A 23,882-nucleotide genomic window follows, 5' to 3' on the forward strand; every position below is an offset into this window, starting at 1 on the left:
GAGAAACAATATTCTTTTACATGTAAAATGTCTGATTTCAGATAAAAGAAAGCCCCCTTAAGGGGGCTGAGAATACGCCTAAAATGCCCGTTAATTTCAACATTGAGATGAAAATCAACTATTTTCCAATTCCTTACCTTATCCCATTGCCTACTTGGTTGTACGTTATTAATCAAACAAGCTTATCTGCTTATGCTCCGAAACCCGGAAGATGGCCTTTTCCAGCTTCTCATCATTTTGAACTGCGCTTTGATCACGCACAAGTTCTTCAAATTTCAAGTACTCGTTACTGCCAACAGCACTAGTCCTGACTTTTAACATGTAGATTAAATTAAAACAATTCATGATGGAGTTTTGTTTTAAATCAGAAAGGCAAATAAGTTGAGTGCGGTGTTTCTTGGCAATTTCAAAGAGTGGATTCAGCAAATGTTCTGAGGAGATAGGACCAAAGGGGTTGTCCATGACTAAGACGCTGGAATCTTTGTCTGCCTCAGCACCGGCTGCCTCCAGGGTACGGGATCGGGTATAGGCCATTAAGGCTGAAAGGACAGAGAAGTAAACGACAAACTTTTCGCCGCCCGAGTTTTCCAGCATGGCGTCTTCCCAAGTCTTTAAGCCGCTGTTTTGCATGTTAAGATCGATCTTATAGACCTTAATGGGAATATTGGAATGTCCCAGATAGACATTCAAGAGTTCTCGGCTGTACATTAATTTGGCGATGACTTTTTTAAGGTCGGCCTCACTCTTTTCCTGTCGGGTTTCGTCACGCACCTGGAGAATACACCCTTCGATGTATTCCTTCATCCGCACCCCGGCTGCCTCACCGGAATCCAGGGAAAGCTCAATTTTGAGCATCTGAACCGGCCTGTTTTTTCCTTGCAGGTGCACCTTAGAATGATCGGATATCCACTCTATTTCTTCGTAAAACCGCATCCCTTGGAGCAAGCTCTGTTGAATCATATCCTTTTTGTTGCGTTCCAAATTGGAAAGCAGGCTTTCATGGAGTTTAATCAGTTCCCCTAGTTTTTCCTGATGTTGACCCATGCGTTCATAAAGGTAGAAATATTCATCATAGTCCATATCCGGCTTTTCCCAAAGCAGGTCCAGCCCCTTAAAGATATTACTGATATTGACATTTTCCTCCCGGTATTCCGCTTTAAGTCCCAGGTAATTGTTTTTAAGGGTATCTGCTTTGATCCGATTGGCTGATTGGAACGTAAGGAAGCTTTCAGTTAATTTGCCGGTTTGAGCCTTTAAGTCTGCTTCCGGCTGGAAGCCCTTTTCAGGTTCAGCCTGCACTCCCTTGAGAATAGGAGTAATTTGATCCATCAGCTTACTATAGACACTGATTTTTAAGGCTATTTCCTTGAGCTCCTGATCCAGCCGGGTGTACTCTGCGGATAGTTTTTGACGTCGCCTTCTAAAATCTCCTTTAATCTCTTCCGGACCCAACGGAAATTCCGCTCCCAGTTTTTTCACTTCCTCGGCAGCGATGGAGCAGGCTTTTTCAGCGGCGCCGGCTTTCTGACCTGCTTGAAAGGTGGCCCTTTGCAGGATCTTTATGGCTTTTTCAAACTCAATTATTGCCGAACTAATATCCTCGGCTTTCCCCTCATCAAAGGCTACTCCCCGATAATCCTCTTCCGCCAAACCCAGCCTGGCAAGTTCTTTTTCTATTTTAGCACAGTCCAACTGCAGGTCCTTTTGGCGTTTCTCCAGCAGCTCGATTTCTCCAGTATAAGCCGCCTTTAGACCCTGCAGCCTGGATTCCAGTTCTTCGAGACTCCCCTCGACGATTTCCGCCACCGGGGCCTCCTGATAAAGGGTAAGCTTTTTCCGAATCTCTTGAGTCTCCCTCCTTTTTCCATCGATTGCGTAATCAACTCTCTGGAGCTCTGCCTGAAGTTTCTCAAGTCTCAAAGTCTGTTCCGCTTTTTTTCTATCGGTGTTGGCAATCCCTTCAAGGACTTCCCCCAGCCTTTTTCGGCAGGCCTGATAGTCCTTTTCCCGTTCCAGCCAAGACTCAAACAAGGTAAGGGCAGCTTCTGCTTTCTGGCGGTTACCAGCTGTTTCTTTGAGGGATTGTTCCAGTCTTTCCAAGGATGTACCCAGACTCTTTTTTTCCTGCTCCAGGAGAGACACTTGGTTGGCAATCCCCTGAAGCTGCTTTTCGGCGGCTGTTTTCTTTTTTTCCAGCAAATAGAGATGCTCCGCCGGATAGGCAAAACGCCCGCAAATGGCTTGCCCGGCCACCGTATCATTGCGCTCCTGGGAATAATGGGCATACTGCTCAAAAGCCTCAGTTTGCTTTCGTTTCAGTTCTTCTTCCAGTTTGACAAGGCTCTCATTATTAAAGACCCTGCCTTCATACAGGCAAACTAAAGTTAGGCCTTCGCCGGCCTGAACCATCCTCTCTGTCATAGAAATGATACTCTTGCCCAAATCCTCATAAGCAATCAAAGGAAGAACACGGCGCAGGGTCATTCGATTCATAGCCTCGGCTAGGAGTTCGATACTCTCCTTAGCCAAGATCAGGGCATAAGGCAAAACAGGATTTTCCCCCAACAGCTTCTGGCGGAGGTCCGGGGGCAGATTGCGCAGATAGGTTTCCCCCGTATCATAGGGAATATCTTTAGCAGCCAGCAAGGAGACGGCTTCTCCGGGAATATGCAGTCTCCCCTGTTTAAGGGAGGAAAGGGATTCCGTGGACTCGTCCCGCATCCGGACTGCTTCTTCCAGGCTCTGATCCAGGTTTTTCAGCCGTTGATTAAATAAGCTGTGCAGACGTTCCCGGTCAAATCTGAGTTCGGCGGCCAAGCCGAATTTATGGAGGATGCCCAGGACTTCCTGTTCCTGCTGCTCATAGTCGGCAATCTCTTCTTGCAGACGGTTTAGGGAATTTGCTTCCTCAACTCTGGCTTCCCGCAGTTCTTGGCTCTCCCGCTCCATATCCTGCTGTTTCCGAACATTCTCAGCTTTTTCTTCAGCCAAAAGCACTTCTTTGCTCACCAAATCCTCTTGGTTCTTTTGCAGCCCCAGTCTAGCTTTCTCAATGTCCTGCTGGGCCAACTCTCCCAGCAGATTCCTGTCCAGATTAAGTTTGATCTTTCCTCTGACGTCCCGTTCCTGGGCTTCATATTGTTTTACCTGCTGCTGAAGACCGCCTTTTTCGCCTACAAATTCTCTTAATTCCTGATCCAGATTATGGGCCTCCGTTTTAAGCTGCAGCAAGTCTTGGCCCCGCTCCGTCTTTTCCCCGCTTAAGCCCTCTAAAGCCAACTCCAGACCCCGCAACGTTTCCTGAGCCAACCGTTTAAGTGAGTATTCCAGATCGCGCATTCTCTGATCTGTTCCCAGCTGTGAACGAGAAGCTTCCAGCCTTTCCATGATCCCGGAAAGGTCAGCCTTTTTTGAGCCTATCTCCTCACCGAGACGAGCTGCCTCCAGAATTTTGGCAGAGAATTTAGCCGTCTCCAGCTTTTCCTCGTTATCCTGACTGCTTTTTTCCGCCTCAGCCAGGTCTTGGGCAGCTTGGATATGCTCCTCGTGTCTCAACCAGTAGGCATGAGAGCGTTCTTCCAAGTCGATCCGCTGCTGTTCCTGTTTGAGATTTACTAATTCAAATTGATGCCCCTCCTGGGCTTCCTGGAGCTGGCCTGTTTCAGTGTTTAAATGACGATTGAGAGCCACCAGTTTGCCGGCCAGGCCTTTTTGCTCTTCCAGACCGTTGAGCAGTTCGACTAAGGCAGCGACCTGTTCTCCGTAACCAACCAGGAATTCATCGAGAACTTGTTTTTCTAAGATAAAGCGCTCGTTCTCAATAACCTCCCGCACTAATCCTTCCAACATTTCTTCTAACCGCTGGGCCTCAGAACGATCCTTATAAATCACCTTCTCGATAGTTTTGATGATCCATTCATTTAATAATTGACTGGAGTTTTTATACTTTTGAAAGATCTCATCTAAACCGCCTTCACTGTCATTGATTTTGGCGATAATATTTTTCCACTCATCCTGAGCAATACCAAACTCAGCCAAGCGTTTCCGGTAGCGCTCCCCGTCATCATCATAAAAACAACCAAAGAGATAAGGGTCCTTCTTCTCCTTTTCCAGCATCATCTCCCTGGCTTCCTTGAAGGGTTTAATCTCCAGGATATTGCCAGTTTGTTTCACAAGTTCAAGATTGGCCAGATCGAAGGCGTTGGAACCCGTATATTGCGAAGTGAAGGTAAAATACCTCACTCTATTTTTCTCATCCTCAATCCCTGATACCTCAGCCGAGACCATCCCCAGGCCTGTCAGCAAGTAACCGACCGCATTGTCCAGCTTCCATTCGATCAGGACATAAGCGGGTAAACGTTTTTTACGGAAAAAGGCGTTGATGCGCCGCCCCTGGATTTTCGTTTCGGGCACGATGGGTTGAAAGATCAGCTGCACCAGAACACTTTTACCGCCGCCATTGGCTAAACTGAGCAGGGCATTTTCTCCGCCGTGGAAGTTAAAGGTTTCATCCTGAATATGCCGCAGGTCATTGTTGTAGGAAAAGTTAATGATCCGAATCCGATTAATTCTGGGCATTGGATACCGCTCCTTCGAAGAACTCTCTAATCTCTTCTACCCGGCTGTCATCCAGGTAATAATTAAGCATCAGGTCATCCAGCTTCCGGGTGGGCCGCAGCTCACGGTCATCATCGACGATTCTGAGCAAGGCTTCCCGCTCCAGGAGCCGGCAGGTATTCAAAATCGTCCCGGTTTTTGTTTTGCGGCCTCTCTCTTCAAAATCCTGCTTACTAGCCCACAGCTCAGCGATGCGGGTGAAATTCAGGGCATATTTTTCCTCCAGGACTTTCCCCTCTTCTCCATCACTTAAAGCCAGCTCCAAACGCCTGTCCAGTTCCTCAATCAGCGTACTGATTCGGAGGAACTCCCGCTGTTTCGGATTTCGGTTCCGTCCGCCGTAGAATAAGTACAAAATGAACATGGAGATATAGCTCAGCAAATAGGCATCGACAAGCTTAGCATCCGTGGCAACGCTTTCGCGCAAATCCTTGGTTGTATAGCCCAAGATCCCATTACCGCTATGGGGAAGCAAATAGAGACTTCCCGCTACTTCAATGACTTTAAACTCCAGCTCCTCCTCAAATTCCGCCAAGATCGCCCTGACCTCCACATTGCGGAATTCCAGGAACAGATCCCCCTCGCTTTCCCGATCCAGTTGCCCCTTCTCCAGGAGTTTGCGGTAAATCTTCAGGGCTGTTTTAATCTCATTCATTTTTATCTCACTCACTGGAAGCTCACCTCAATCCAAAAATCACTGATGGCGATACGCCTGCTCAGCTTCTCTTGCCCGATATAGGTTAGGATTTCCTGTTCGTATACCTCTTCATCGGATTTGCAGATCTCGATTCTCTTAATTCCGAATAAGTCCGGGTGGACATACTCCAGGCGGTACAAACAGTAGCTGACGTCCAGCTCTCCTGTGGCATTGGCCACCACCTCCTCCTGCTCTTCCCTCCATTTGCTCAGATCAATCACCTGGAGATCATAGAGCTTGAGCATGGTTTTAAAAATCAGATCATCCTCCGTTAATTCCTTATAGACCTCCGTCTTAGTCTCCAGATCCTGCATCAATTCACTCAAGCGAAAGGATTCCCTTTTGCGCTCGGCAAACTCCAGCAGACTGCCCAACAATTCCAGATTCCGGTCATTGATTTTGGAGATTTTGCGCAGTTCTACATCTTCTCCCAGCTCTTCCAGGAGGACACTGGGGCTGCCTTCGTCTTCCTGTTTAAGACGAGCTTGCCGTTCATACAAGCTGAGCACATTGAGAATCCGGTCCGGGTTAGGCCGAAGTAAGGGATTGAGAAGCTGCCAGAGAGAGGGCAGCTTTTCCTCCGGGCATTGTTCCAAGGGCTTGAGGATGACCTGCTCAAAGTCATAATAGCGAGCTCTGGCCAGCGCAAAGGAATCGGCTATGGTTTCCTTATAAATTCTCGACAGGCTGAGGCGTTCCAAGATCAATTCCTTTTGCTCACTGATGGTTAGGTTGATGTTTTTACGGATAATCCCAATCTCGGAGCGAGCTTTAATCATCTGCTCATCCAAGGCGCCCCGCAGGTCTTCCTCTTCCTTAAGGCGCTCCTCGGAAAGCAGAATCATGGAGCGAATCTCGCCCATCATGCTATATTCCTCTTCCAGCAAGGTATAGGTGCCGGCTACAAGCCGTTCAAATTCTTCGATGTTTACCTCATAAATATTTTCTCGAACTTTTTGCACGAACTGCCGGATATCATTCTTTTTTTGCCGGATCATCTGCACCAGATTTGCGCTTTGCCCAATGGCTTTCCTGTAGTTTTTACGCTTAATCAGTTCCCGAAGCTTGAGTTCTTCAATGGTAAAACTGATTTCCTGCTCCACTTCTTTGGTCCGGAAAAGAAGATCATAGCCCTGATCCGTCAGCTGATAATTAAGCACATAACCCCGCTGATCGTCGATGAGCTTATCATCGATGAGACGGATCCGGAGTTGTTCCATACCCTTCCCGTAGTTCATAACGGGATAGTAGCGCGCTTCCCCACCATTTTGCAGGATGTCCTTGATAATATATTCCGTCAGTTTGCGCACAACTTCAGAGGGTAACGCCTGGGAATACTCGGGGAGGATCTGAGCAACAAAGCGGGCGAGGCTGTCCATGGTACACTCTTCATCCTCAGTTAAAGTTCTTTCCATAATAAAGACAAGGACGGAAAGAATAATATTATCCAACTGCCCCGGCTCAAACAACCGCTCAAACTCCATCTTGCGATTGGTGCGGTTGATAATGGAATCGATAGCAGCGACCAGCTGCATCCTCTTTTCGAAGCCTTCCAAAAATTCAAATCTTGTCGCCGCCACTCGTTTCAACCCCGTTCCTACTACTTGAGAAGGCTCGCCGCCACCTGATAATTGATAATCTCCTGAGGGATATACCTGCCCTCAGCCCCTATATTCAGAGGCCGCCACGAATGGCGGCCCCTTTAAACTAAAGAGCAAAACTTATGCAAATAATAATCTCCCTTTGGGTTTTGGAACGGATCTTCCTAAAGATTTTGCAGTTTCTATCCATTCGTTAATAACTATTTCAACATTCTTTAAAACTTCTTGATGGGTTTTGCCATCTGCACAACATCCTGGTAATTCTGGCACTTCTGCAATATATGACTCGTCTTCATCACTCCAATATATGATTATCTCATACTTATGCATCAATACCACCTCCAAGTTTATATTTCAAAATAATCTGTCTTACCTGTTTAACTTGATACGGCTTTGCTTTTGACCCATTGGGTTGAATATTTATGATTTCATCCATGTCATCTTTATGAAAAATATGATGACTGCCACTAATACGCTCCTTAAACTCAAAATAATGCAACACTTTGCAGAGATCATCAAAATCAATATCTTTATCTTTTGTTCCACATAATATTTTTATTAATATCTTTTCAAATTGACTCACTATTTCGAGCCTCCTACATGACCATTATACCAGTTCCTGTAATACAATTAAATTAAATTATATTCTAACTCAATCATACAAATCTTGTCGCCGCCACTCATTTCAACCCCGTTCCTACTACTTGAGAAGATCCGCCGCCACCTGATAATTGATAATCTCCTGAGGGATGTACCTGCCCTCAGCTAATAAACCCTTTAAAAAGCTACCCACTAAGTTCATGCTTATACTTGTGCTCGTGCTCAGAGGCTTCTCCTCTTGGGCAAGTTCTAAAGCGGCTAAAAATTCAGAGAGCGAACCAGTCACACCGCGCTGATCGGGTGATTTAGGTAATGCCTGACGCCCTGCGTGTTTTACCGCAAGTTCCAGCATAAGACCATAGAGGACCGCGAAGGGTTTCAGATCCAGAGAAGGGTTGGCCTCTCTGGTGCGAAAAAATAGCCGGATGCCTTCCCAGTCCAGATCCCCGAAGTAAAGAAAGCGCGCAGCTTGTCCTTCACCGCCCAGCATCCCAGCCTTGTATTCGTCTAAAGCTCCCGGCTTCGTGATTTTATTCCCTTCCCCGTACAAAAGCACGTGGATAGCTGTCCCGGCCAAAGAATTTTTTCCCGTATCCTGCATGAGCTTCCGCAAGGTAAACCAAGTATCCTTGTTTTCAATAACCAGTACTGTCATGAGCTGGCCACGATCATGTCGATATTCGAAAAATGGCTCCGGAGTATCATAATAATTCAGGAAATCCTCCGCCAGACCATTAAACCTGAGTACGTCTTTAACCAAGGACATCTGCTCGTCCAGCAGCTTCTCCCTGCCCCACACGGAAAAGGAGCGCTCCTTGCGCGACATGGGTTGTTCTAACAAACTCTGGGCAAACCACAGATAGTCGCTGATTCCTTCAACGATTGGCTGATGCTTCTTATAAACCTCCGGCCTCTGCAAATAACCCGCAATGCTGAGCACGGGATTAAGCCGGCGAATGGACTCCAGACAAGAGGTATAATCCTCCGGGGGCTTAATAAGTTTATATTTATTATAGAGAGGCGGAATACGGCCATTCTTCTTTGCAGCCTTTACCGGAGCAAGTACTCCGGACTCTACCAACCTTTCCACTTCGCTCTGAAAACGAGGATAATCCGGCTCCCCGAGGATCTGTTGGAGTTCCAGATCAGTCACTGTTTTACTGGCATGATTGAGGAGTTTGTTGATTTGTTCCATAGCTATCCCCTTTTGAGCATCCTGTTTGAGAGATTATCTGATTCTCTATTTAGATTCAGTAATTCTCACTTCTTCGAGATTATCCGTCAAAATCCTGCCCATGCCAGCCTGCCTTGATAATATAATAATTATCTTTGCCAAAGTAAATAAAATAAAGCCCTGCAGTATCATGATACTGGGGCTCATAGGCTTCTTCATTCCTGTATTTACGCTAATTAGGCAAAAATAAGAGCATGTAAAAGAAGGGCAAGAAAGATACACGATATCTTATGCGCTCACTTAAATAACTCTTCAAGGTGAATAGTAAATCCTTTCAAAGGCTCTGAATGGGCCACCCTGTTTCCTCCAACACCTCCACCTGCTGATACTGCCCTTCCTCATTTAAACGATACAGGCCACCCCTCTGTGAGACGTCGTTGCAGTTATTAGGAATCCCGGCTTTATTTTACTTTTAGCGTCCGCAGGTACACCTTTGCTTCGTCGCTGATCCGGTAGCTCTCAACCGCTTTCTGGATAGCTTTGTTGTGTGTCCATTTCTCCAAACGCTGTTCCTCAATATACGGCAAAGCCGCTTCGTACTGTTTGGCCAAGGCCGTTGCAAAATACCAGGCGATCATCATGTTGACATAGTATTCGTCCGACCGGATACCCGCCACAAGCTCAAGCATCTCCGACTGGAAAGCGTCATCGAGATAAAAACTCATCAGCATTCCGATCCCAAAGCGCACCGTATAAGTCTGGCCGGATATCAGCCAGACTTTAATTTTTTCGTAGAGTTCGGGCAGATGCTTTTTAAATATTTTCGGTGACATCAGGTCACAGGTTGCCCAGTTGTCTATGTACGGCAGAAACTCGTCGATGGCGGCAACGGCGGCATCATAATCCCTGATCGTTTCAATCAGGAAGCCGTGCAGGTTATTTTCTTCATAATACCCGTGCGGCAGGATTTTAAGAAACTCCGAAGCCTCCGGCCTTTTGGAAAACTCCCGGGCGAGCTTCCGCATCTCCGGCGTGCGTACGCCGATCACGGTTTCCGGGTTCACCGTCGGCATGAGTTTGCACGAAAACTCTTTGTATTTCAGATCCTGCAGCTCAAATAGCCGGCGCCGAACCTCTTCTTCAATATTGTTCATATCATTTTACCTTTCATCTTAATTCCTTGCAGGGCTCCATTGCTCTGGTTCCTTGGTGAAAGACCATTTGCCACCTTCCATCGAGGAACTTCCAAATTGAACTGCGCAATGAATTCCTCATTTCTCCTCTGGATTCATTAGGCTTAACTGCCCGATAGGTAGCCAGTACTACATCCAGCGCTAAGACTTTGACTCGAAAATCCTCAATAATCACTGGCACTGCAGGGGAATGAGGCAATTCCTCGACAACTTGTAATTTATCGAATGTGCCCCCGGAACTCCCAAATTCAACAAAATCATAGGCTAGAAGCCTTAAAATTTCCTCTCTGGAGCCACGAATCTCAGGTTGTAACAGTCTGTCTTCCAGATCATATATTTGTTCGTAGAGTGATGATGTCATTTTCAATATCCTCCCTTTATCATGAAAAATGTTTTCATCCATAAAAGATTACCACAAATAAGTTCATTTTTTGTGGTAATCTTTTATGGATTTTGTTCGAATTCACCAGCTGGGAGTTCAGCAAACTGAACCAATTGAGAAGGCAGTATATTTGTGAGTGCATAATAGATATTAGTAAAGAGGTATCCCCTTATTGAGGATGCCCCTTTACCTATAAGATGTTTTGCCTTCTTGAATCCTAAAAATTATTTGAAATCTATATCAGCATCGGATTCCGGATCCACAGGCATATTCCCGATATTTAATGCGGTTTTGACCCCAGTTTCTTCGTCTGTTATGGAAAGAATAATGGTTTTAGCTGAATCATTTAAATTATAGGTTATTGTACAGGTCCTGTCTTTTGGTTGTGTCGCTATCATTGAATTGACCGTGGAACTTAAAACAAGTTGAGATGCCGGAATTTTTGCTGTAATATCTATTCCTTCTTTATTAAGTATCTGATATTGCAATTGAGCATAGGAATTTATCGTAATCATATCCGTAGGAAGGAAAGAGATTTGAGCGATTTTCAAATCGCTTGTTTTGCTATCCACAGTATTGAGTGATTCGAAACTTGCCAGATTTAGTAATGCTGAGACACCGATACCTTTTTCGTGCATTAAACTAACCAGGACTTGTTGGTCGGCTTGTTGTTCACTCTTTGAAAAATCATACATTATAGTTCCTATACCTGTTGATGGGTCTAAACTTATAGCAGCTTCGGTGGTGCCAGTTAAGGCAGTGGCCTTGAGATCTGTTGCCGGAACTGTCTTGGTGATATCCATATAATTATGGTCTAATATTTTGTATTGGAAGGTTGCTGCATCTGATCCCGTCTTTGTTAAATCACCTGAAACAAAACTAATTCTGGAAATTGCCGAAGAAGTCGTTGATTGAACCGGGTCCGGTTCTAGATTCTCGGATATTGCAGAAGAGGTTGTGCTCTGTACCGGGTCCTGTTCTAAATTTCCGGATATTGCAGAAGAGGTTGTGCTCTGAACTGGGTCTGGAACTGGGTCTAACCCTAATGTATTTAAGACAGCAGTTATTCCAGTCTTTTTATCTCTAAGGGTGGTTCTGATAAGTTGATTTGTATTGGAGGTATTAAATGTAATAGTACCTGTTCCTGTCGAGGGATCTAAAGCAACGCTTGAGTCAACTGATGAACATGCTTCAATTTGGGAAGCGGGAACTTCTTGAGTAATATCATTGATAAAATTGATTATTTCATATTTGAAGGTGGCAGTGTTTGGCCCGGTCTTAGTTAAAGAATCAGAAAGAAAATGAATTCCATCGACCCTTTTAAGATCATCTGCATCGGAATTGCCGATAACTAAAGTTGCCGAATCCCCCAAGCTATATCTAGGCGTCAAGTAAACTATTATGTATTTGTCAGATTCCGAAAAATCATAGGTCAATGTACAGGTTCCGGTTTGTGGATCCAAACTTGCAGCGGCTTTTCCTCCTCCATTTTCCCAACCATCCTTTGAAATTCTCGCGTCTACTGTTAGATCGGAAACAGGGAACTCAGAAGTTATGTCTTTGCCATGTGCTCCAAATAATTTGTAGTGGAAAGTTCCTGTAGTTGGGCTAGTCATATCCAAGTGATCCCCAACAATTTGAGTAGAGTAAACTTGAGGTTCTGGATAACCTGGGAATAGTGGCAGAGCAAAAACATTGGTGGAGGAGATTAGTAAGAATATTAATGTAAGAACAAAAGATTTTCGAATAATTCTCTGGGACATATCAGCAAACACCTCTTTCTAGTTAATTATATAAATAAAACTCTATTTAATGTGAAAGAGCTGATCTCTTTTATTTTCTACAGGGTAATGAATATACCTTCTAAATGAGTAAAATAAAAAGACGTCCTATGTTTAACTTGTTCACCAGATTCTCACCGATGGTAGAATAACTGAAGCTCTACCCTGTCTAAAACCGTGGTCTAAATTTGTCTAAAAGAGAATCAAAAACTGGTATAATTAAAAGTAAATGTATTAGTTTCGAGGTGTTAACGTGCAAATCGGTTCAATTCCTAACGCTTTTGTAGCTATACCTGGCAAGGACACATTTCAAATAGGGCAAAAGATAATCATTGAAAATGTTAAGCCAGGTAGAAGATGGCAAAGCGTCTATTTTGGTTAATGGAAAATCAGTTCAAGCTTTTTTAGATATCGAAGCAAAACCTGGGGATAAATTTCAGGCTGTTGTTAAAAACTTTGTGAACAATACGTTAGTGTTAAGCCAGGATACTGAAGTTCAGAAACCTATTGTAGCTATGCCTGGCAAGGACACGTTTCAAATAGGGCAAAAGATAATCATTGAAATGTTAAGCCAGGTAGAGGATGGCAAAGCGTCTATTTTGGTTAATGGAAAATCAGTTCAAGCTTTTTTAGATATCGAAGCAAAACCTGGGGATAAATTTCAGGCTGTTGTTAAAAACTTTGTGAACAATACGTTAGTACTAAGCCGGGATACTGAAGTTCAGAAACCCGTGGAATCCGTCCTATCAAACGCATTAAATACGGTATTGGCTAATCGCGATTTACCTAATAATGAGTTATTTGTTTATTTATTAAACGATGCGCAGACTGCTTCATATCCAGAAATCCTCAATAATTCTGATCTTCCGGAAGAACTATTACAAAAATTTAATGATTTAATACCCAGCTTAAAAGGGCTGTCAAATCAAGAAGCAGCAGGACAATTAAAATCCTTTTTAAAACAACTTGGGATAAATTATGAGCACCGATTGTTTGATATTTTAATCAAAGGACAAGGGGGAGATTCTGAGGAACTTGCTCAGTTAAAAGATACCCTAAAAGCACAGCTTCTTAGCCTGACGGACACTCATCCCTCTTCATCGGTCATTAATCAATTCTTAGATAAGATCACTGGCCAGCAATTATGGCACGATACCGGCGTGGATGGTAATGGTTATATGTTAGCCGAAATTCCTATTAGACAAGACCAGGGAGTCAAATCCATTAAGCTTGCCATTCAGGGAAGTCGTAAAAATGGTAAGATTGATCCTAAACATTGTCGCATCGCGTTACAAACTGAAACACCTAATCTTGGACCGATTGGCATTGATGCTTTCTTTTCTATGAATCAACTTTCGTTAAGTCTATTAACGAAAAATCCAGACGCTTTATCAATACTTCTTGATGGTCTGATGGCCGAAGTGAAAGGGAACTTTCAAATGTTAGGCGTTAACTTAACCTCTATTCAGGTCAAACCTTTGGATAATTTGGAATTTCATACATTGCTTAAAGGAGAGGCAAAGAACGGAGTGGACGTATTGGCATGAAAGAAAAAGCAGTTGCATTAGCTTACGATAAGAGCGGGGCCTCAAAAATAGTAGCCTCTGGGCAAGGTGAAGTTGCACGAAATTTGATCGAAACTGCACAGGAACAAGGTATTCCAATACAAACGGATGCCCAATTAGTCGAAGCTTTAATAAAAATTGATATTGGTCAAGAGATCCCTCCAGAACTCTATAAAGCTGTGGCTGAAATTCTTGCGTTCGTTTATAGATTGGATTCTGAATGGAGTGAAAAGGAAATAGCCGCACTGGAACAACAGATTCTTGATATTGAGGCTCAAATGTCTGACCCAGCAATTTCTTGCGACTCATCAAGAGATTGACTTCTTTTCAGGGGGAACGGGAGGCTATCGAAGCAGCTTAATTCATATCTAATCCCGTTATCTTCACACCATTCAATTGCTATTTCCCATAGAGCCTCACTCTTAAAGTAATTGATATAGATGGACTAAACCAAATTAATTATCACATCGTAAAAAAGTCCGTTGAAAATAGTTTTTCATATATCTTACCAATTTTGCGAAGTAGTATCTCTAATCGCATCAATCCGTGGCAGCTTTGTACCTCGGGGTAACAGTTTATTAAACTCGTTATTCTTTATCATAAAATTTAGTTCATTAAAGCTTTTTAACCTGAGCAAAAAACCAAAAAGCACAGGCAAAATAACTTGGCCCGTGCTATAGGTGGGGTTAACTCTTCCGTCAGTCAGCTTATTCAAACCTCGTTCAATTTGGTAAACGGTTATTTCTCATTTCATCCTCTCTTTCCCCCTGATTTTAACAGAGAGAAAGGGTTGACAAAAGGTTAAAACTCCGAATTTAATACATTTTTGAAATCGTTAAAGATACCAGTGAAATCAGTAGTTAATTGAATCAGAGGCTAAAGTGCTGCCTTTTACCTATTCCTCTGCTGTTGCCTCTTCGTAGGCTTCCAGTGCGAAATTGAAGTCGTCGGTATCGGTTATAACTTTAAAGGAATCTCCTTGTGGACCATGCTCCAAGTAATTCAATCGCTTTTCTCCATTTGTTTCCATAGCGATGTAGTTTAACTCGCATTGTTTATCATAGATATGTGCAAGTACATGGAACTCCTCGTCTGTGCCGGACTCATCATCCCTTAGTGTTATATACCTATCCTCCATCAAGTAAACCGTTTTTGTTTCGTTATCGCATAAGGCTATATGCGCCTCTGGTGGGCAATTGTGACAGCCGCCCATATTACATGTTTTTACGCATTTTAGACATTTGCACTTAGAGCATTGTTCTATTTTTGCTAGTTCATCGTTATGTCTTTCTTTGAAAGTTTGAATTTCCTCATCGTAGATACCTTCTTTATTAGCAATCCTTGCGAAGAATCCTCTGTTCTTGTAATGCGCTACACCGTCTTTTAACAGTTTTATATATTCCTCAAGCTTTTGTATATACATCAAGCAATGTCTAGCTTTCTTTTCCTCTTTTGAAAGGAATCGTTCTACTTCGTCTGTTGCTAGTACTATACTTGAATGTATTTTACTATAATGCTCAAGTTCACTCTCTAATGATTTCAAATTATTCCTCCTTGTTAGTATTCTTAACGTTGGTATCCGTAATCGTATGCCTCTCTTTTTACTAATGTACCAAACTACAAACATAATTAGCGCTCCGATTATCAATAAGTCCACGATAGATCCCAACAGTGATGGGGCCCTATATTTATAATGTACTCCATTATCATCATAATAGGGGGCTTTTACGGGCAATAATGTTACGTTTGTATAACCCCCACCCCATCCGGTGCTGCTCCCGTTAGGCTGGTAGTTACTACCTGTACCACTCGAATATATTGTGTTCGGGCTCTTTTGAGTTGATCCACTAGAACTCTTTGTATTACTTGTTGATCCGCTATAGCTCCCTGTACTACTTGTCGATGGAGATGTTGAATTTGTGCCCTTCTGAGTAGATCCACTAGAACCTCCTATTGTTCCACTAGAACTCCCGGTCGATCCACTACTTGTACCACTTGAAGGACTCACGCTTTTTGAGGTAAATCCACTACTGCTAGAACTGCTACTCTTACCGCTTGATGGGCTTACACTTTTCGAGGTGAACCCGCCGGAACTACTCGCCTTGCTAGTGCTAGATTTGCTCGAACTCGAACTTGAGGCTGAAGCACTCCTAGCAAACACGCTAGTCGTATCTATATAGAAATTAAAAGCCAGCATAATGAACATTGTCATTAATAATGCCGTAATCTTTTTACTCCAATTACTGATTCTAATCCCCTCCTTACATAATTAGATGGGAACTGTATTATTTTGAATAGTTCCCATCTAACTTTCTATCTGTTTAGCTCTTTCCCCATTGCTTTTCAAAGTCCTCATCGAGGTTAGTTTCATCTAACGCTTTCAATTTAGCATCCAACGAATCACCCTCATGTGCAAGTTCCGTTAATCCGTCTGCCATGGCTTCCTTCTGAGAAATCTTACGCTCGATGCTGTCAATGGAAATGTCACCCGATCTCGTTTGTACATTAGCCATAATCTCTCCGACCTTTTGTCCGGCATCTGCATTCGCTAATCTAGCCTCTGCTTCGATGCGGTACGTTCGAGTCCGCTCAATCTCTTCTTCTAGCTCAATCAGCTTTGCCTTTAACTTATCCCCATCGGCGCGTTGAGCCTCATAGGTGCTCTTTAATGTTTGATACGATTTATCGGTCTCGATCTTTTTAGCCCATACTTCCTTTGCTAATTCCTTATGCTCAGCCGCCAATTGCTCGTTACCATCTGCCGATGCCTTTTCACTAGCTGCTTTTGCCTTCTGGAATTTGTTCTCCCAGTCTTTTGATCTCTCCAGTGCATCATTCATTTTCTTTTCGGTCTGATGCACATTTCCCAATACCATTGCCGATGCCGATTTAGCCTCGTTTAATGCTGCTTCCATGTCCCTCAATTTTTGATCCAGCATCTCAATGGGATTTTCAACCTGATCCAATGCATCATTAACCTTTGCACCTAGAATGTTTGATATGCGTGAAAAAATACCCACTATGTTATCCCCCTTATTTTTTAATATATTGTTATTATTTTAGTATGATACCTGATGTCATTCCACTTAACCATAATTAAATTTTACTACGCTTATAATTTAATGTTTCTTGGTTAAGTGTTCTACTTACGCGCGTAGTATTTCTTCCTTGTCTATCGTTTCAACTTCTCACTAAGTCTTCCTCAAGTAATTTGGCAGTTAATTCTACTTTTCTATCTATCGAATTACACGTTTTATAACATTTTATTAATGAACCGGATTCGTGTAACTCCAAAATCAAGAGATATTACCGAACTAGGTTCGTAATATTTTAACTCTATATATCTTCGCCTTATTGGAAATAAATTAAGTGACACTATGACAAGTAGCGAAAAACCATTTCTCCATTTTTGGCCAAATTTGACTGTGAGCGACGATTTTAAGTGTTTTTAATTACAACATTTTTGCACACTGGTAGTGTTTAGACTAAAATACAAAAATCTGTTTTCCTCCCATTTTCGTCGATTTACTATGAGGTTTGTTTTGACAACTTGAATGTTTATTTCATTGGCATTTACTTCCTAATTATGGATTCTCAGAAAACGAAACTATTACGTTTTATCCATCATAATTCAACACGATCCAATATATTCCTTCTTTTCGTACTTTTCCAATCCGCGCATGGTCTGTCGCCTAACGATGGATTACCATTCTTCAATGCTTTGGCTTTCCAGATATTCCTTAAGCTCTTTAGCCAATTTTAAGCGCAATAAGCTAAGGTACTTTTTACCGGAGACCTTCTCTATAATGGCCTTCTTTCCGCTTTCCTCAATGATTCTTTGATCTGCTGACATGCACGCTCTTCTCATCCAGTACAGGTATGGTAATGAACCCATCCTGATCTCACCAAAAATCTTTCCATCATGACTAGCGAGCAATAAGCGGCGTATGGCACATAAAGAAAACTTAGCTGGCGCTCGAAGACACTGTCTTCGAACGTGTTAACCTTCTTGCAGCTTCTGGCGAAAATGGCAGGTTAGTTGCTCTTATGCTTGGAAAGTAAATAGTAAATAATGCAAGTTTATACTTTCAGATAGTATAAAAAGCATCCAGCCTGTCCTCAAGGTTCTTAAACCCTTGCTTTGACATAGCTTGGATGCTCAATGAATTATTGAAAAAATCGTTATTCACGATAAGAGGAACATCAATACCAACAATTACCCCTTCTTGAGCATAATCTTCGACAACTGCAGCAATCATTTCATCGCTGAATACCTTGGATTCACAGTAGACAATCCTCCCATTGTCATCAATAATACAAACCCCGGATTCTTTGGCATAGGTCCATGCTAAATCGATTCCAATATAATGCATTGATTAACCCCCACAAGCCTTGGCTTTAAAGCAATCCTCTGCTTACCCAATCCGGCAACCCCTTTATAGGGAAGTGCCCAAACTTGATTCCTTCTAAACAAGACAATGTTTAACTCGTACCTTTATTTTTCGCCAAACTTCTGTCTTTTCCTTCCACTAATCACTAAATCCTTCGAAAACTTCCTCTTAAAAATATAACAACATAAAATGTTGGCTCCATATTTGCCGGTTCAACCAATTCCCAATGGTTTTGATCAAACCTAACCAAATCCCTGAGGAATTAAGTTCGGTTGGGTCAATTGACAAATTCCCCAACACCCTTTCGGTCAAGAAAATTGTTGATTATTCGGCTCCAGTTTAAAAATCCGGCCGTTTTGGGATTGACTAAGCTAGCTTAGTCAATCCTTAAAACCGGCAATTTTTAATCATTTCCTCGGATACGGCTTCCACCACATCCTTCCAGTGATGGATCGGTTCCTTTTTCAGTTCCGCCGGTACCGTCTCCCCTAACCGGGTTCGGCTGGCGCCGCAGCGCTCTTTAACCTGCCGGACCGCTTCCGCCACCTGTTCGTCATAGTGATGTTGGGCCATGATTTGCAAATACTGGTAATTACCTTCCTCAAGTATATCCGTGACCAAAAAGAGAGACGAAATGATCGTCTCTCAAAATCAGCCAAATAATTTTATTTGAAATTTCTTAAATTCCTCTGAAATTCCTTGGGAGGAGCACCTATTTGCTTTCGGAAGCGTTCAATAAAATAGCTAACACTGCCAAATCCAACATAATCCGAAATTTGACTGACTGTCATACTGGAATTCTCCAACAAATACAAACTTTTATTAATACGATAAGAAATTAAGTATTCAATGGGTGAAATTTGAATCGTATTTCTAAAAAGTCGGCAACATTCTCCTCTGCTTACATTAGCAGAGGAGGCTATGTCTTCGAGACTGATTTTATTCCTATAATTCCGCTGTATAAAGCTTAAAAATGTCTTAAGTCGGTTCTGGTTGGTTTCAGACGGCTTATTCGTTCCCTGTAATATATCTTTCATATTTGTTACAATGTTAAGCCAAACTTGGGTAAACTCAAGCAGAATATTAAGCTCATAAGCAAATTCTCCTTTTTCATATAAGAAATTTATCCTATGTAGCCCGCTTAAAATATCCTTCTGCCAAGGTACAGTTCCTTCAAATAAAATCACAGGAAGGCATTCTGATTCTATAAATGGAGTAACATATGCAGTATCGATAATACTGCCTTGAAAAGAAGAAAGTAATTTTGCATTAACATTTATACAAATATAGGTACTGTCAGGGTCAACAATTGCCTTTGCCATATGCAAACAGCCGGAATTTATAAAAATCCCCTGATTTTCACTAATACAATAGTTCTTCTGATTAACTACAAATTCCACAGCACCTTTGGTAACATAAGAGAATTGCAATTCATCATGCCAATGGAGGTCTACATATCCTATCAAATTAGAATGTAAATGGTCCTCATAAATTGCCAGCGGAAATGCATAATCTCCATGAATGGTTGTCTCTTGTAAATCTTTACTGATTGGAATATCAATAATTTGCATAAGCAACCTCATTTGTTAATATTGCGATATAAATCGTTAAAATATTGATAGAAAGTTAAAGATTATGTTTATATCATTATATATACGAACTCTTAGAAAGCACAAGAACGAATAGATAAGCTGGTAACCTGAGGAGGATAATTTATGAAAGAAAAGGTACAAGAATTAGTCGATTCGTTGGAAGAAAAATTGGTCTATTTTGCTAGTGATTTAGTAAAAATCAAAAGCAAGACAGGTGAAGAAGAAGCAGTCGTTAAACGAATTGCAGAAGAAATGAAGACCCTAAAATATGATAAAGTCTATATCGATAGGGTAGGAAATGTCATCGGGAAAATCGGTAACGGTAATGAAAAGTTGCTCTATGATTCTCATATCGACAATGTTGCCGTTAATGACCCAGAATCATGGGAAGATAACCCCTATGGAGGAATAATAAAAGACGGCAAATTATATGGTCGTGGTGCGAGTGATATGAAAGCTTCGGCCGCTGCTTCTATATATGCAGGAGCTGTGATGAAAAAATTAGGTTTAGCAGAAGGTAAAACTATTTATATCTGCTGTTCGGTCATGGAAGAAGATTACGATGGAGAGGGACTTTATCATGCTATCGTAGATAATGATTTGAGACCTGATTATGTTGTTATATGTGAACCTACCCATTTACAGATTTCCTTGGGACATTTGGGAAGAGCCATTTACAAAATCAATATTCCCGGCGTATCTGCTCATGGAGCTGCGCCAGAAAAAGGCATCAATGCGGTCTATAAGATGACAACCATTATAAACCGTGTCAAAGCACTGGGAAAAGAATTTATGAAATTAACTGGGGAGCACCCCTCCATTGCACTCACAAAAATAGAGAGCTCCTCAGTTTCTTTAAATGCCATTCCGCAAAGTTGCAGTATTTACATTGACCGTAGAATGACTTTGGAAGAGAATGAAGAAACCGTGGGAGCAGAGATGAATAAATTAATCGAAGGAACCGACGCTACTTGGGAAATATACGATGCCATCGGTACCAGCTGGAAAGGAGAAGAAATTATACTCCATTCTTTTCTTCCCGCTTGGGAAATAAAAGAAGACCATAAGCTTACAAAAGGCTGTGTAAACACCTATGAGGAGCTTATAGGCAAAAAACCAGTTATGTACAAGTGGAACTTCTCTACAAATGGAGTAGCATCAGCAAGTAAATTAGGAATTCCAACGATAGGTTTTGGTGCAGGGATTGAGAAAATGGCCCATATGACCAATGAATACTGCCCAATTTCAGATATCAGTGCCGCTTGTAAATTTTATTCTCTTTTTCCGTACTTTTTATAAACGACCGTCTATATGTGAGATTTATCCTATAGAAACTTTATTTTGTACATTTTCAGTAATCCTATGAATGCCGTCCAACACTAAGTTTGGGCGGCATTCATAGGATTACTGAACTATTATGATTACAGTTTAAGAATAGGCAAAGACCCATTGCTAAACCTTATTGTTATTAAAACATGTGTATATTTGATTAAAGCAATTTGGTTGATTATTCCACAAGGATTATGTTACTATATTCATATCATTCAGTGAAGGAGGTGTGGTAGGATGAATCGCGATTTTGCAATGCTCCGTCTTGAACAGTTGCCAATAGCAATCTTTGGAATTATGCATGCAGTTTCATTTAACGGGATAGCTATGCCCATTTTTAAGCAACTGAGTACGGATCAACAAAATTGCGAAATGACACACCTACCATAACCGCAACGAAACATTGAAGCTGCGACCGTAGGGACATTTCCCTGCGGTTTTTTTATGCTTAAATCCTTGAAAGTGTCATTTCCCTAGAGGAGAATGAACATGATTATTGATTTTCAACACATCAAACTATCTTTTGGCGCCAATGAAGTGCTTACCGACGTCTCCTTTGAAATTAAACAAGGAGAACGAGTAGGTTTAATAGGCCGTAACGGAACGGGAAAGTCCACAATTTTAAACTTAATCATAGGATCCCTTCAGCCTGAACAAGGGCAAATCGCCCTACGCAAAAATACCAGGATTGGTTTCTTAGCTCAGGCCCCTAAGTATGATGACAAAATGAGCGTCTATGAAGTATTGGAACAGTGCTTTCAAGAAGTAAAGAAGTGGCAGCAGCAACTAGAACGCTTAGAGCAAAAAATGTCCGACCCCATGAATGCCGGGAATCATACACTTAGTCAGCTTATGCTGGAATATGGCAAACTTCAGGAGAAGTTCGAAGAGGCTGGTGGATACCAAATCTCTTCCCACATCGACGGGATTGCCAACGGACTCGGTATCACGGCAGATTACTATCCACGGCCATTTTCCTCTTTATCCGGCGGAGAAAAGACGAAGGTGGGTTTAGCCGCCTTACTATTGACGCGGCCCGATATTTTAATACTGGACGAACCAACCAATCACTTGGATATGTCTTCCATTGAATGGCTTGAGACCTTTTTAAATAACTATAAGGGTACTGTCATCGTTGTTTCTCATGACCGTTACTTTTTAAATAGAGTGATCACTAAAATCATTGAGCTGGAAGACGGGGAAGCCGTAACTTATCAAACGAACTATACCGACTATCAGAAAGAAAAAGAGAGCCGCCTGCTCTCAGAGTTTACAAATTATCAGGAACAACAGAAAAAGATTAAAAAGATGCAGGAATCCATCAAACAATTAATTGAATGGGGCAACCGCTCCAATCCACCGAATCCCGGTTTTCACCGCCGTGCCGCATCGATGCAAAAGGCCTTAGATCGTATGATTAAATTAAAGAAGCCGATCTTAGAACGCAAAAAAATCGACCTGCGTCTCGAACAAAGTGACCGTTCTGGAAAACAGGTGATTTCGCTGGAGGGAATCAGCAAATCCTACGCTAACCGCTCGCTTTTCAGTCAAGTCCGTGCCCAGCTTTTTTACGGCGAACGGATCATCCTCATCGGAAAAAACGGCTGCGGGAAAAGCACTCTTCTGAAATTGATCTTAGATCAAGAAAACCCAGATCACGGTGAAATACGCCTTGGCTCACGAGTTGACATCGGATATCTCTCCCAAGACAGTGCACCGCTCAAGTCCGACCAAACCGTCCTTCAATATTTCCGTGCAGAACTGGATATGGAAGCAGGTGAAGCCAGAAAACAGTTAGCAAAATTTCTCTTCTACGGTTCCGATGTTTTCCAGAGGATCAGCAGTTTGTCCGGCGGAGAATGGAGCCGGCTGCAACTGGCATTACTCATGTATCAAAAGCCAAATCTCTTATTGCTCGATGAGCCTACGAATCACCTGGATATTGATTCCCGGGAAGCTCTGGAAGAAGCATTGGAAGAGTTTCCCGGCACGCTGCTGGCGGTCTCTCACGACCGGTATTTTATCAATCGTTTGGCTCACAAGGTTTGGGTACTTGACCAAGGCGAGATTACTGCCTACTTGGGTAATTATAATGACTATCTGGAAAGAAAGAATAAACAAATTGCTAAGATCGCAGGTGAAACAGACAGTCCGTCAAGCCTTGCTAATAAACGGGGGCAGCAAGTTAAAGCTAAAACTTCTGTCGCCAAGGCAGCTGATCCGTGTCAATCAGCCACTCAAATGGAAAAGGAAATAACCGCACTGGAACAGCAAATTCTTGATCTTGAGGCTCAAATGTCTGACCCTGCAATTTCTTTTGACTCATCAGGACTTGCTTCGTTTCAGCATGAACGGGAAACTATTGAAAATCGGCTTAATTTATTGTATGACAAGTGGGTTACGATATCTGACAAGGCCTAGAAACTAGGGTTCCCTGATAAAGAAAATTTTTATCAGGGAACCCGAAACTAATCTCAACGCATTCAACTATCTGTTAAAATATGGATACTTCTTTAAGGCGTCTTCTGTCTGCATCTCAAAAGAATCCCTTTGGACTGGCAACTAAGGTCCCTTGGGCTGCAGTCTATCTTCTTTCCCTATTCAAGCAGCGGCAAGGCTACGGGTCATGACCCGGTCCTGCCGTCTGCTTTTATAGGGGAAATTAAAAAGCGCATGCGAGGTTTTTTCACCCTACACATGCGCTATGCTTCGTTATTTGCTGAACCCTAAACACCAACCCCCATCAACCGGAAGAAACGGCTGTGAACAGAAAGGCAGTCCGCATAACCGGTACGCGAACAGTTCCTTTCCGCTGCTTGGGTCAGGAATAGGCACAAAAAGACAGTTCAGAAGTCATGATTTAATGACTGATTAAGAAGAGTCTACATCACCTATAATAGTAGGTTGACGATGCTACTACTAGTAAGCATTAAAATACTCTCTCCAGTTGAATACAACTG

At 42.4% G+C, this 23,882-nt stretch carries 21 protein-coding genes; 5 read left to right on the forward strand and 16 right to left on the reverse strand.

Annotated features, from left to right (window positions below; translation table 11 throughout):
* Positions 1–168: 168 nt before the first annotated feature.
* The 9 genes from VZF35_RS12775 to VZF35_RS12815 all read right to left on the reverse strand — a co-directional run bounded on the left by VZF35_RS12775 (position 169) and on the right by VZF35_RS12815 (position 12,027).
* Positions 169–4,578, reverse strand: a complete 4,410-nt coding sequence (locus tag VZF35_RS12775; protein WP_407314106.1) for a hypothetical protein — start codon at positions 4,576–4,578, stop codon at positions 169–171.
* The gene (locus VZF35_RS12780; protein ID WP_407314107.1) at positions 4,565–5,287 is read right to left on the reverse strand and encodes a DUF6063 family protein; all 723 of its coding nucleotides are present in this window, start codon (positions 5,285–5,287) and stop codon (positions 4,565–4,567) included. Before VZF35_RS12780 ends, VZF35_RS12775 begins: the two co-directional genes overlap by 14 nt.
* Positions 5,284–6,894, reverse strand: a complete 1,611-nt coding sequence (locus tag VZF35_RS12785; RefSeq protein ID WP_407314109.1) for a hypothetical protein — start codon at positions 6,892–6,894, stop codon at positions 5,284–5,286. The genes VZF35_RS12780 and VZF35_RS12785 overlap by 4 nt, the downstream gene beginning before the upstream one ends.
* Before the next feature lie 141 nt (positions 6,895–7,035).
* Positions 7,036–7,245: a type II toxin-antitoxin system HicB family antitoxin gene (locus VZF35_RS12790; RefSeq protein ID WP_407314111.1), complete on the reverse strand. Its 210-nt coding sequence runs from the start codon at positions 7,243–7,245 to the stop codon at positions 7,036–7,038.
* Entirely contained in the window at positions 7,238–7,498 is a 261-nt protein-coding gene (locus VZF35_RS12795; protein WP_407314113.1) for a type II toxin-antitoxin system HicA family toxin, read from the reverse strand. Before VZF35_RS12795 ends, VZF35_RS12790 begins: the two co-directional genes overlap by 8 nt.
* A 117-nt stretch (positions 7,499–7,615) precedes the next feature.
* Positions 7,616–8,710 (reverse strand): hypothetical protein, encoded by a 1,095-nt coding sequence (locus VZF35_RS12800; RefSeq protein ID WP_407314115.1) that lies wholly within the window; start codon positions 8,708–8,710, stop codon positions 7,616–7,618.
* Positions 8,711–9,150: 440 nt separating this feature from the next.
* On the reverse strand, positions 9,151–9,843 hold the full coding sequence (locus VZF35_RS12805) for a DNA alkylation repair protein (protein WP_407314117.1): 693 nt from the start codon (positions 9,841–9,843) through the stop codon (positions 9,151–9,153).
* 13 nt (positions 9,844–9,856) lie between these two features.
* Positions 9,857–10,243 (reverse strand): DUF4440 domain-containing protein, encoded by a 387-nt coding sequence (locus VZF35_RS12810; protein ID WP_407314119.1) that lies wholly within the window; start codon positions 10,241–10,243, stop codon positions 9,857–9,859.
* Between the two features lie 245 nt (positions 10,244–10,488).
* Positions 10,489–12,027 (reverse strand): hypothetical protein, encoded by a 1,539-nt coding sequence (locus VZF35_RS12815; protein ID WP_407314121.1) that lies wholly within the window; start codon positions 12,025–12,027, stop codon positions 10,489–10,491.
* A 350-nt stretch (positions 12,028–12,377) separates the two neighbouring features.
* Between VZF35_RS12815 and VZF35_RS12820 the strand changes: the two genes are divergently transcribed.
* Together VZF35_RS12820 and VZF35_RS12825 are read left to right on the forward strand one after the other, a co-directional pair.
* On the forward strand, positions 12,378–13,592 hold the full coding sequence (locus VZF35_RS12820; RefSeq protein ID WP_407314123.1) for a hypothetical protein: 1,215 nt from the start codon (positions 12,378–12,380) through the stop codon (positions 13,590–13,592).
* Positions 13,589–13,930, forward strand: a complete 342-nt coding sequence (locus VZF35_RS12825) for an EscU/YscU/HrcU family type III secretion system export apparatus switch protein (RefSeq protein ID WP_407314125.1) — start codon at positions 13,589–13,591, stop codon at positions 13,928–13,930. The genes VZF35_RS12820 and VZF35_RS12825 overlap by 4 nt, the downstream gene beginning before the upstream one ends.
* 575 nt (positions 13,931–14,505) lie before the next feature.
* On the opposite strand, the gene VZF35_RS12830 is transcribed toward VZF35_RS12825, so the two are convergent.
* From VZF35_RS12830 to VZF35_RS12860, 7 genes are all read right to left on the reverse strand, one after another.
* Positions 14,506–15,153, reverse strand: coding sequence for a hypothetical protein (locus VZF35_RS12830; protein WP_407314127.1), 648 nt, complete (start codon positions 15,151–15,153; stop codon positions 14,506–14,508).
* Positions 15,154–15,350: 197 nt separating this feature from the next.
* Positions 15,351–15,551 carry a hypothetical protein gene (locus VZF35_RS12835; RefSeq protein ID WP_407314129.1) on the reverse strand — a complete coding sequence of 67 codons (201 nt, stop codon included), beginning with the start codon at positions 15,549–15,551 and terminating at the stop codon, positions 15,351–15,353.
* A 380-nt stretch (positions 15,552–15,931) separates the two neighbouring features.
* Positions 15,932–16,630, reverse strand: coding sequence for a PspA/IM30 family protein (locus VZF35_RS12840; RefSeq protein WP_407314131.1), 699 nt, complete (start codon positions 16,628–16,630; stop codon positions 15,932–15,934).
* Between the two features lie 683 nt (positions 16,631–17,313).
* Positions 17,314–17,463, reverse strand: coding sequence for a hypothetical protein (locus tag VZF35_RS12845; protein ID WP_407314133.1), 150 nt, complete (start codon positions 17,461–17,463; stop codon positions 17,314–17,316).
* 235 nt (positions 17,464–17,698) lie between these two features.
* On the reverse strand, positions 17,699–17,983 hold the full coding sequence (locus VZF35_RS12850) for a hypothetical protein (RefSeq protein ID WP_407314135.1): 285 nt from the start codon (positions 17,981–17,983) through the stop codon (positions 17,699–17,701).
* Between the two features lie 405 nt (positions 17,984–18,388).
* The gene (locus tag VZF35_RS12855) at positions 18,389–18,622 is read right to left on the reverse strand and encodes a hypothetical protein (protein ID WP_407314137.1); all 234 of its coding nucleotides are present in this window, start codon (positions 18,620–18,622) and stop codon (positions 18,389–18,391) included.
* A gap of 44 nt (positions 18,623–18,666) precedes the next feature.
* On the reverse strand, positions 18,667–19,572 hold the full coding sequence (locus VZF35_RS12860) for an AraC family transcriptional regulator (RefSeq protein ID WP_407314138.1): 906 nt from the start codon (positions 19,570–19,572) through the stop codon (positions 18,667–18,669).
* Positions 19,573–19,716: 144 nt separating this feature from the next.
* Here VZF35_RS12860 and VZF35_RS12865 point away from each other — a divergent pair, with 144 nt between their 5' ends.
* The 3 genes from VZF35_RS12865 (at position 19,717) to abc-f (ending at position 23,343) form a co-directional block, all read left to right on the forward strand.
* On the forward strand, positions 19,717–20,892 hold the full coding sequence (locus VZF35_RS12865) for a YgeY family selenium metabolism-linked hydrolase (protein WP_407314140.1): 1,176 nt from the start codon (positions 19,717–19,719) through the stop codon (positions 20,890–20,892).
* A 267-nt stretch (positions 20,893–21,159) separates the two neighbouring features.
* On the forward strand, positions 21,160–21,312 hold the full coding sequence (locus VZF35_RS12870) for an RAxF-45 family protein (RefSeq protein WP_407314142.1): 153 nt from the start codon (positions 21,160–21,162) through the stop codon (positions 21,310–21,312).
* Positions 21,313–21,411: 99 nt separating this feature from the next.
* Positions 21,412–23,343 (forward strand): ribosomal protection-like ABC-F family protein, encoded by a 1,932-nt coding sequence (gene abc-f / locus VZF35_RS12875; protein WP_407314144.1) that lies wholly within the window; start codon positions 21,412–21,414, stop codon positions 23,341–23,343.
* Positions 23,344–23,882 lie beyond the last annotated feature (539 nt).

Source organism: Desulfosporosinus paludis (assembly GCF_045689965.1).
Classification (GTDB): Bacteria; Bacillota; Desulfitobacteriia; order Desulfitobacteriales; family Desulfitobacteriaceae; genus Desulfosporosinus; species Desulfosporosinus paludis.

Excerpts from the sequence above, each read along its gene's own strand:
- VZF35_RS12825 (WP_407314125.1), top strand. The coding sequence starts at position 13,589 with ATGAAAGAAAAAGCAGTTGCATTAGCTTACGATAAGAGCGGGGCCTCA.
- VZF35_RS12790 (WP_407314111.1), bottom strand. The coding sequence starts at position 7,245 with ATGCATAAGTATGAGATAATCATATATTGGAGTGATGAAGACGAGTCA.
- VZF35_RS12800 (WP_407314115.1), bottom strand. The coding sequence starts at position 8,710 with ATGGAACAAATCAACAAACTCCTCAATCATGCCAGTAAAACAGTGACT.
- VZF35_RS12845 (WP_407314133.1), bottom strand. The coding sequence starts at position 17,463 with ATGTCAGCAGATCAAAGAATCATTGAGGAAAGCGGAAAGAAGGCCATT.
- VZF35_RS12815 (WP_407314121.1), bottom strand. The coding sequence starts at position 12,027 with ATGTCCCAGAGAATTATTCGAAAATCTTTTGTTCTTACATTAATATTC.
- VZF35_RS12775 (WP_407314106.1), bottom strand. The coding sequence starts at position 4,578 with ATGCCCAGAATTAATCGGATTCGGATCATTAACTTTTCCTACAACAAT.
- VZF35_RS12810 (WP_407314119.1), bottom strand. The coding sequence starts at position 10,243 with ATGACATCATCACTCTACGAACAAATATATGATCTGGAAGACAGACTG.
- VZF35_RS12865 (WP_407314140.1), top strand. The coding sequence starts at position 19,717 with ATGAAAGAAAAGGTACAAGAATTAGTCGATTCGTTGGAAGAAAAATTG.
- abc-f (WP_407314144.1), top strand. The coding sequence starts at position 21,412 with ATGATTATTGATTTTCAACACATCAAACTATCTTTTGGCGCCAATGAA.
- VZF35_RS12805 (WP_407314117.1), bottom strand. The coding sequence starts at position 9,843 with ATGAACAATATTGAAGAAGAGGTTCGGCGCCGGCTATTTGAGCTGCAG.
- VZF35_RS12870 (WP_407314142.1), top strand. The coding sequence starts at position 21,160 with ATGAATCGCGATTTTGCAATGCTCCGTCTTGAACAGTTGCCAATAGCA.
- VZF35_RS12860 (WP_407314138.1), bottom strand. The coding sequence starts at position 19,572 with ATGCAAATTATTGATATTCCAATCAGTAAAGATTTACAAGAGACAACC.
- VZF35_RS12850 (WP_407314135.1), bottom strand. The coding sequence starts at position 17,983 with ATGCATTATATTGGAATCGATTTAGCATGGACCTATGCCAAAGAATCC.